We start from the raw sequence: 6,788 nt of genomic DNA, 5'->3' as shown, positions 1-6,788 counted from the left end.
GTTTGAGGCAAAAATTTTCAAATTTGACCTTTAGACCATTATAGCTTGTTTCGGGGCAGAAAACCATCAAAAACATGGCTACAGAGGGAATCGCTGACTCTAGAGATTAATGACACCATCTGTTACCATCAGGTTAGCGATCACTATACAGCCAACTCTAGGTCATCGCTCTACTCCAGATACAGTCAACGGTACAGCCATTTTCAAGTGAAAAATGTACCCAGTAGTCTCTTTTCAATTTTTTCTTAGAAGCGACCTGCAGTAAGGGTTTTGTTAATTTTTTAGTATTTCTGTATGGGGGAAGTCCAGATATACAGGCTAGTTATCAAATTCCCCAAGGCAAATGGGACCGTTATCTTAGTGATATAGCCGTAACAATTAAAGATACCGAGGGCAATATTTCGGCTCTTCGTTACTTGTTATGGTTCGATAGGGGGGCATAAATCGACTAAATCCTTATCTGGCAAAAGACTTAATTGATTAGTTCGCTCTAGATAAAAAACAATTGACAAAAATCGCTAAATGCCTTTCTATATAAGGGTTCCATCCCTTATAACCCCCCTCCATTGCATAACACAAACCGAAGAGCCGATTTGTGGAAGACAAATTGGTTCAAAAATTTCTATTTCTTGTTGACCGTCAAAAGCAACTCTCTCGAAAGTGCGCTGAATAATATTCGGTAAAAATCTATGATCGTAACTGCCTTCTGTAGCTAAGGCAATAATTATTTGTTTGATTTTTTTTGCCATCTTAATTGATTTACATTAATTGGTTTTGTTGATTTTTAATATTTTTAATCGCACTTTCAGCATCAGCAGTTTTTAGATATTCGACAACTTCCGAGAGAGTTAGCTTGGCCTCATTTTCGGAGAAAAATAAGGTTAATTGCTTTTTATTCTCTTTGATAACAGGGTGAAAATTACTGCTTTTCATCTTAATTCGCTTCCCTTCAATAGTGGATATTCGATTGGTAAGTTGAGAAAGCCAAATGCTGACATTTTTATCATCTTGCCAATTAATTAATTGACTCACTAGAACCGGAGAATGAGTGTTCACTATTACTTGGCGTAAAGGCATTTCAGTATCTTCAAAATCGACAGTTAGCTCTTTTAATAATTTTGCCATTGCTTCAATACGAAAAGGATGGATGCCATTTTCTGGCTCTTCAAAACACAGTAATCCTGTGTGTTGTCGGTCGTATTGCAGGACACATAATGTTAATAAACGTAGGGTTCCTTCCGAAAGCACTCTCGAAGAAAACTCCCGATTATCATCGCCTTTTACCTTGATAATAAATTGTCGATTTGCTTTGTCATCATAAACATTAACTTCTGTAAAATTCGGTAGCAGATTATTGAGATCACGGGAAATTGCTGTGAGGGTATATTCATCATCTTGTTTAATGCGAAATAAAGCAGCGGCTAAATTCTTTCCGCTTGCTGTTATTGTATCTCTGATGCCCATATCTTGACGAGTAGGTTCTCGCAAATCTTCGGGATTAAGCTGCATAAACTTCCAACTCAGCATTTCTTGTTTGGCGGCTAATATATGTTTAAAATCTATGGTATTAATGCTGCTTAAAACAGTTTGTGATGCGTTTTTTGCGGGAAATAATTTTTTATTCCCTTGTTGACCATCTTGATGTACAACAATGGTAGCAATACCATTAATATCTTCAGTCTTAATATAAGGAATGGCTCTCCTACCCGTTACTTTTGGTCGCCAAGTTTCCAATACTGTCTTGGGAATATAATTTTTTACCCAATTATCTTCATTGTGCTTTAAATTTTCTAAACGTTCATCAACAATATACAAGTTTTCAAATCCACTTATATTAGACTCTCGTTTAATTTTTAATTGATAGCGTAATCTTGTATATTTAAGCTCGACTTCCCCACCCCAATTATCTTTTACCTTGCGATTGACTAACATTTCCACTATAAATTCCATTTCCGTGGCGTAGTCGTCCTCATCATATTGGGTAAAAAGTTCGCTAGGATGTCCTCGTTGCTCGCTAAAAGCCGTCTTCAGATCCACTTCTGCCAGCCGCGCCAACAATTGCAAAGCATCAAATAAATTACTCTTACCAGAAGCATTAACCCCAGCAACTACAGTAAGCGGCGTGAATACCATTTCAAAATTATGAAAGGATTTAAAGCCATGAATTTTAATATAAGTAATCATAGTTTTAGGCGATAGGTAATATTAAAACATCAGCGCAATATTTAACCATACTGGATAATCTTCTCAACTGTCGCCCGATACTGTCCCACTATAATCTAGACATTGGTTTACAGAGGTAGTGCGATGCCGCAGATTTTGTCGGGTGCGTTCCCTGCTGCAACGAGGGGGAACGCACCTTACCGATCGATTCCTGAGAGTATAGGGTCTTAGTCTGACAAGGCCCATAGACAACAAGCTTATCTGGCTGACGGCCGGCGGCTGATGACCGGCGGCTAAAAATTAACATTGCAAGAAAACTTAACAATTGGCCAAGAAACTCGATCGAGTAGGTAGAATAGCAAGTAAATCATTTTGTAAACTCCAACCGATTAACTAACCAGAATAGAGATAACCCAGAACGCCTGTGATAGATAAAAGACGCACTACTCGCGATCTCCCCCAAATTAACGAAAGAATCCGCTTTCCCGAAATCCGCGTTATCGATAGCGACGGCTCTCAACTAGGAATTATTACTCCTGCCGAAGCTTTACGCGTGGCCGAAGAAAAGGAACTTGATCTAGTCCTTGTCAGTGAAACGGCAAGTCCTCCCGTTTGCCGGATTATGGACTATGGCAAATACAAGTTTGAACAGGAGAAAAAAGCCCGCGAAGCCAAGAAAAAACAGCATACAGCCGATATAAAAGAAGTTAAAATGCGCTATAAAATCGATGAGCATGACTACAACGTGCGAGTCAACCAAGCGCAACGTTTTTTAAAAGCGGGAGATAAGGTAAAAGCGACGATTACCTTCCGAGGCCGGGAAATTCAACACTCTAACCTAGCGGAAGAATTACTGGCGCGCATGGCCAAGGATTTAGAGGATGTGGCTGAGGTACAGCAAGCACCAAAAAAAGAAGGTCGTAACATGATGATGATGTTATCGCCGAAAAAATAACTAAATAATCTGGAAAAAGGGGCTAAAACCCCTTTTTTGTTTTTCAGAAATCCCAAAAGGAAACCAATCATTTAAAACAAATGTATTAACCAGATTTTGACTCAATTCGCCGAATCGCCACCACTGCCGGCCGGGGAGGTTGATTAACTTGACCACTGGGCCAATTCGACCCTAGGGGTACTTGTCGTATTTGTTCAAATTCCTGCCCATTAGTGGTTTTCAGGGCAAATTTTCGGTTTTCAAAGGCCAAATCCCGACGAATTCCCCCCGCTTCTCCCGGATGTTGTACTGCCAAAAATAACGTCTCTTGGTCGGGAGTAAAGTACAATCCCGTTAATTCCGCATCCATGGGAGCGATAGCAAAAGGATAGGGATGCTCTTGACCCTTGGCCAACACCCAAGCGCTATTATTACCAAAAATCCCCAATAAATCCCGTTGACTAACCGGAACCCCTTGGGGATAACGCGTTTTCATCTCTCGATTTAACCCACCCGTGGAAATATCGCTAACCATCCAGAGATTTCCCTGTTTATCGAAAGCGAGGTTATCGGGATTAGAAAAACCCTCACCCTTCTCTGTCGGTTCCCCTCCATAAGCGACCACATCCCAACGAAAACTTAAGGAAGCAGCATCGTTATTATCTTCCCTTAAGCTGATAATCCAACCAAATTCGTAGGGTATTTCGCCATTTGGCCCCTTAAATATCTCCCTATCGGCTCCTCCCTCCGTTTCACTGGGACTACCAGAAGTAAAGGTCATATATAAAGTGCCATTCTCGTCCACTTCCGCATCTTCTGGCCGACCAGTACAAGTGACCCCAATGGCGTTAGCGGCAAAATGAGCATCGATGAGAATTGCTCCCTGTTTTTCCGTCCCATTACCTTCATACAGGTCTGCGAGGGTCTTATATTTAGCTTTGTAGGCTAGAATCTCTTCATCGTCCTTAAATAGCAGTAATTTAGTCTCATTGACTGTTCTTTCGGGATTCGGTAAAGCTACTACCCCATCCCCGCGACTAGCGGCAATTTGACTCGGTAGGACGGGATTTATCTCCGTGTCGGGATTTAAGGGTATCCAATAACCGGTTTTATCGGGGTTGAATTTGGCCCCGTAGAGCATTCCTTTTTCTAGGAGTTTTGAGTTATTTTTCTGCTTAATATCGCTAATTTTGCCCTCGGAAACGAATTTATAGACATGACCGCCTCTGCGATCGCATCCTGAATAAACCGCCAAGTATTGCCCCGTTTGAGCGAGAAAAGCGACCGCTTCATGGCGAAAACGCCCTAACCAAGTGTGTTTTGTGCCATAATCGTCAGGATTGGCCGGATCCACCTCCACCATCCAACCGTATTTATTTCCCGCTAACCCAAAAACGTTACCCCGGCCATCCACTTCCCCACTATTGAGAATAAAGGGGGTAGTATCGGGATGCAAGGAGGAACCATCTTTTAACACTACCTCCGTCACTTGGTCTTGAAAGTTTTCCTCGGCACTAAATACGGTTCCCCAGGGAGTTGTTCCCCCGGCGCAATTTTGAAATGTTCCGATAATTTTTGCCCCTAATCCGTCATCGTAGCCAAGTTTATCGGTTTTGGTAAAAATTGCTACAGCAGGGCCGGTCGCTTTCAGGTAATGGCCGTCCTTTAGTCCAGAAATACCGGTAATGCGGCGATCGGCTTTACTATAGGTACGTTGCCATTTTCCCGTTGGATCTTTAGCCAGGGAAATTACGCCAATTCCCTGATCAATTAGGCCTTCTAGGGATATTTCCTCGATTTTTGCCTTTAAGCTGGCATCTTGCAGGTTATAGGCGGCAATTTCACCCTTTTCATTCGTTTTTTCCCGTACTTCCTTGACGGGTAGGGTTTTACCAATCACTTGTTCAAAGGTTTGTAGCCAAGTACGACCACTGATATATTCAAAATTAACAGTTAGATAACCTTGACCCGCACTGGTTTCGATAAAAGATAGATAATCATTGTTATAACCGAAACGGGAATCAGCCACTTTATCCCCCCACTGTGCCAGCACATCGTAGGTGAATCCTTGAGGAAGAACGAGATCATCTAGGACTTTATAGGTTTGATAGGCATTTTTTTGGCTTTCATCGCTCATCCCGTCAATTTTTAAGGGAATCGGCAGTTTGACTGGAGAAAAGTTTAACCCAAAACTATTAGCAGCGATCGCAGGACTGCTAATCAGAGAGGAATATTTTTTCTCTTGCAGACTGAAAAAAGAGACACCGGCAGTGGCAGTTAAAAAGGTGAGGAAATTACGGCGAGAAATACTCATATTTTCGGAAATAAAGTCAAAACTTATACTCGAACCTTGATTAGGTTAAATTTTATTACGGACACTTGACATAGGGATTATACAGTATCCAAGTTATGACTAAGTTAACAGCCAGTTAAAAAGCTCTCCTGCAAAAATAAAAAATCTTCCGTTAGGTGAGGAGATTCGGAGACAGGAGGAGAAAAAAAGGACTCTTCTCGACTTTGTGTGATAATTTGCGCTTATAGAATCGTGAAATGCTTATTGAGCAAGACTTATAGGACTATTTTGCAGAAGAAACTAAGTAGGTGGGTGGAATTAAATATAAGATGAACGTAGGTTGGGTTGAAGCATGAAACCCAACGCCCGATTATGTTACGCTACCGCTAACCCATCCTACAAATAATTGTGCCTCCCTACTTATCAGTATAGACCTCGTTCCCACACAGAAACCAGAAGAACCAAAAAAGAGGTAAGAAAATCCCATCCCTCCCTCGGATATTAGAGCAAAAAACGAATTATTTCCGATAACCTCTACGGTGTCGATATCATGGAGGAAGCAACGGAAATCGCCAAACTGCGTTTATTTCTTGCTTTAGTTGCTGCCGAATATTGATTTTAATATCATGTCGGGAAATTCCCTCATCGGTTTAATTTGCCTGGACGAAAAAAGTTTTAATCTCATGGGAGATGAAAACATTCTGCCAACCCTCAACGAACAAAATTACCAAGCAATTCTTGCGAAAAAATCGCAGTATTGAATTAGACAAAGAACAGGCTTTTCAGTTGGAAGAAGTGCAGGAAACCCTCCTAGGAAGTCTTTAAACCCCAAGGAAAAGAATTTTTTTCTCAGCCTAGGGACTTGGTGACTAAAAATAAAATGGACATCAAGACATTTGAAAAGGAACAAAAAAAACTGTTAACCAATCCCGAAATTGCCCAAGCATGGTTAGAATATCAAAGTCAATAACCCCACGTTAGTCTCTATTTTACTTCCTCGGAACCATATAAAAATCAAATCTCTATTGTTAATGGTAAAAAGCAAGGGACGGCTCTTAATCTCTATGAGCTTTTTGTGGAACAATGTTTTAATATCCTCCATCCCCAGGGTTATTGTAGAATTATTATTCCCAGGGGAATTTATACAGATTTAGGAACCAAGCAACTGCGATAAATGTTATTTTCTCAGGCAAATCTGACAGGATTATTTTGTTTTGAAAATCGTCAAATAATTTTTGAATGTGTAGATAGTCGCTTGGGTCTATTGGACTGATGGTGATAAGTTTAACTAATCAATGATTGGCTGCTAACAGCCGTGAGCGCAGATGTTGAAAATTTCTTAACCCATAAGTCTGACGCAAAATTACACGACTACGATTATTTAAGCCTTCCATAGCT

General features: G+C 40.8%; 5 protein-coding genes and 1 pseudogene. 2 read left to right on the top strand and 4 right to left on the bottom strand.

The genetic code is table 11. The features are described from left to right. Positions 1 to 530: 530 nt before the first annotated feature. Together O9324_RS14815 and O9324_RS14810 are read right to left on the bottom strand one after the other, a co-directional pair. Positions 531 to 749, bottom strand: a complete 219-nt coding sequence (locus O9324_RS14815; protein WP_288140576.1) for a hypothetical protein — start codon at positions 747 to 749, stop codon at positions 531 to 533. A 10-nt stretch (positions 750 to 759) separates the two neighbouring features. After that, positions 760 to 2,184, bottom strand: a complete 1,425-nt coding sequence (locus tag O9324_RS14810) for an AAA family ATPase (RefSeq protein WP_288140575.1) — start codon at positions 2,182 to 2,184, stop codon at positions 760 to 762. 403 nt (positions 2,185 to 2,587) lie between these two features. Between O9324_RS14810 and infC the strand changes: the two genes are divergently transcribed. Beyond that, a complete protein-coding gene (infC, locus tag O9324_RS14805) occupies positions 2,588 to 3,118 on the top strand; it encodes a translation initiation factor IF-3 (protein WP_002736104.1) in 531 nt (176 codons plus the stop codon). Between the two features lie 85 nt (positions 3,119 to 3,203). Here infC and O9324_RS14800 read toward each other — a convergent pair whose 3' ends face one another. After that, positions 3,204 to 5,411: a PhoX family protein gene (locus tag O9324_RS14800; protein ID WP_288140574.1), complete on the bottom strand. Its 2,208-nt coding sequence runs from the start codon at positions 5,409 to 5,411 to the stop codon at positions 3,204 to 3,206. 415 nt (positions 5,412 to 5,826) lie between these two features. Here O9324_RS14800 and O9324_RS14795 point away from each other — a divergent pair. Then, positions 5,827 to 6,639, top strand: a pseudogene (locus O9324_RS14795) (Eco57I restriction-modification methylase domain-containing protein); the annotation flags it as partial. 43 nt (positions 6,640 to 6,682) lie between these two features. Here the strand turns inward: O9324_RS14795 and O9324_RS27240 are convergent. Further along, positions 6,683 to 6,784, bottom strand: coding sequence for a hypothetical protein (locus O9324_RS27240; RefSeq protein ID WP_353851720.1), 102 nt, complete (start codon positions 6,782 to 6,784; stop codon positions 6,683 to 6,685). Positions 6,785 to 6,788: the final 4 nt, after the last annotated feature.

Origin of the sequence: Microcystis sp. LE19-84.1B (assembly GCF_027531875.1) — a bacterium.
Lineage (GTDB): Bacteria > Cyanobacteriota > Cyanobacteriia > Cyanobacteriales > Microcystaceae > Microcystis > Microcystis panniformis.
Note: the sequence above shows the minus strand (reverse complement) of the source record. Positions and strands in the feature narration are given on the sequence as shown.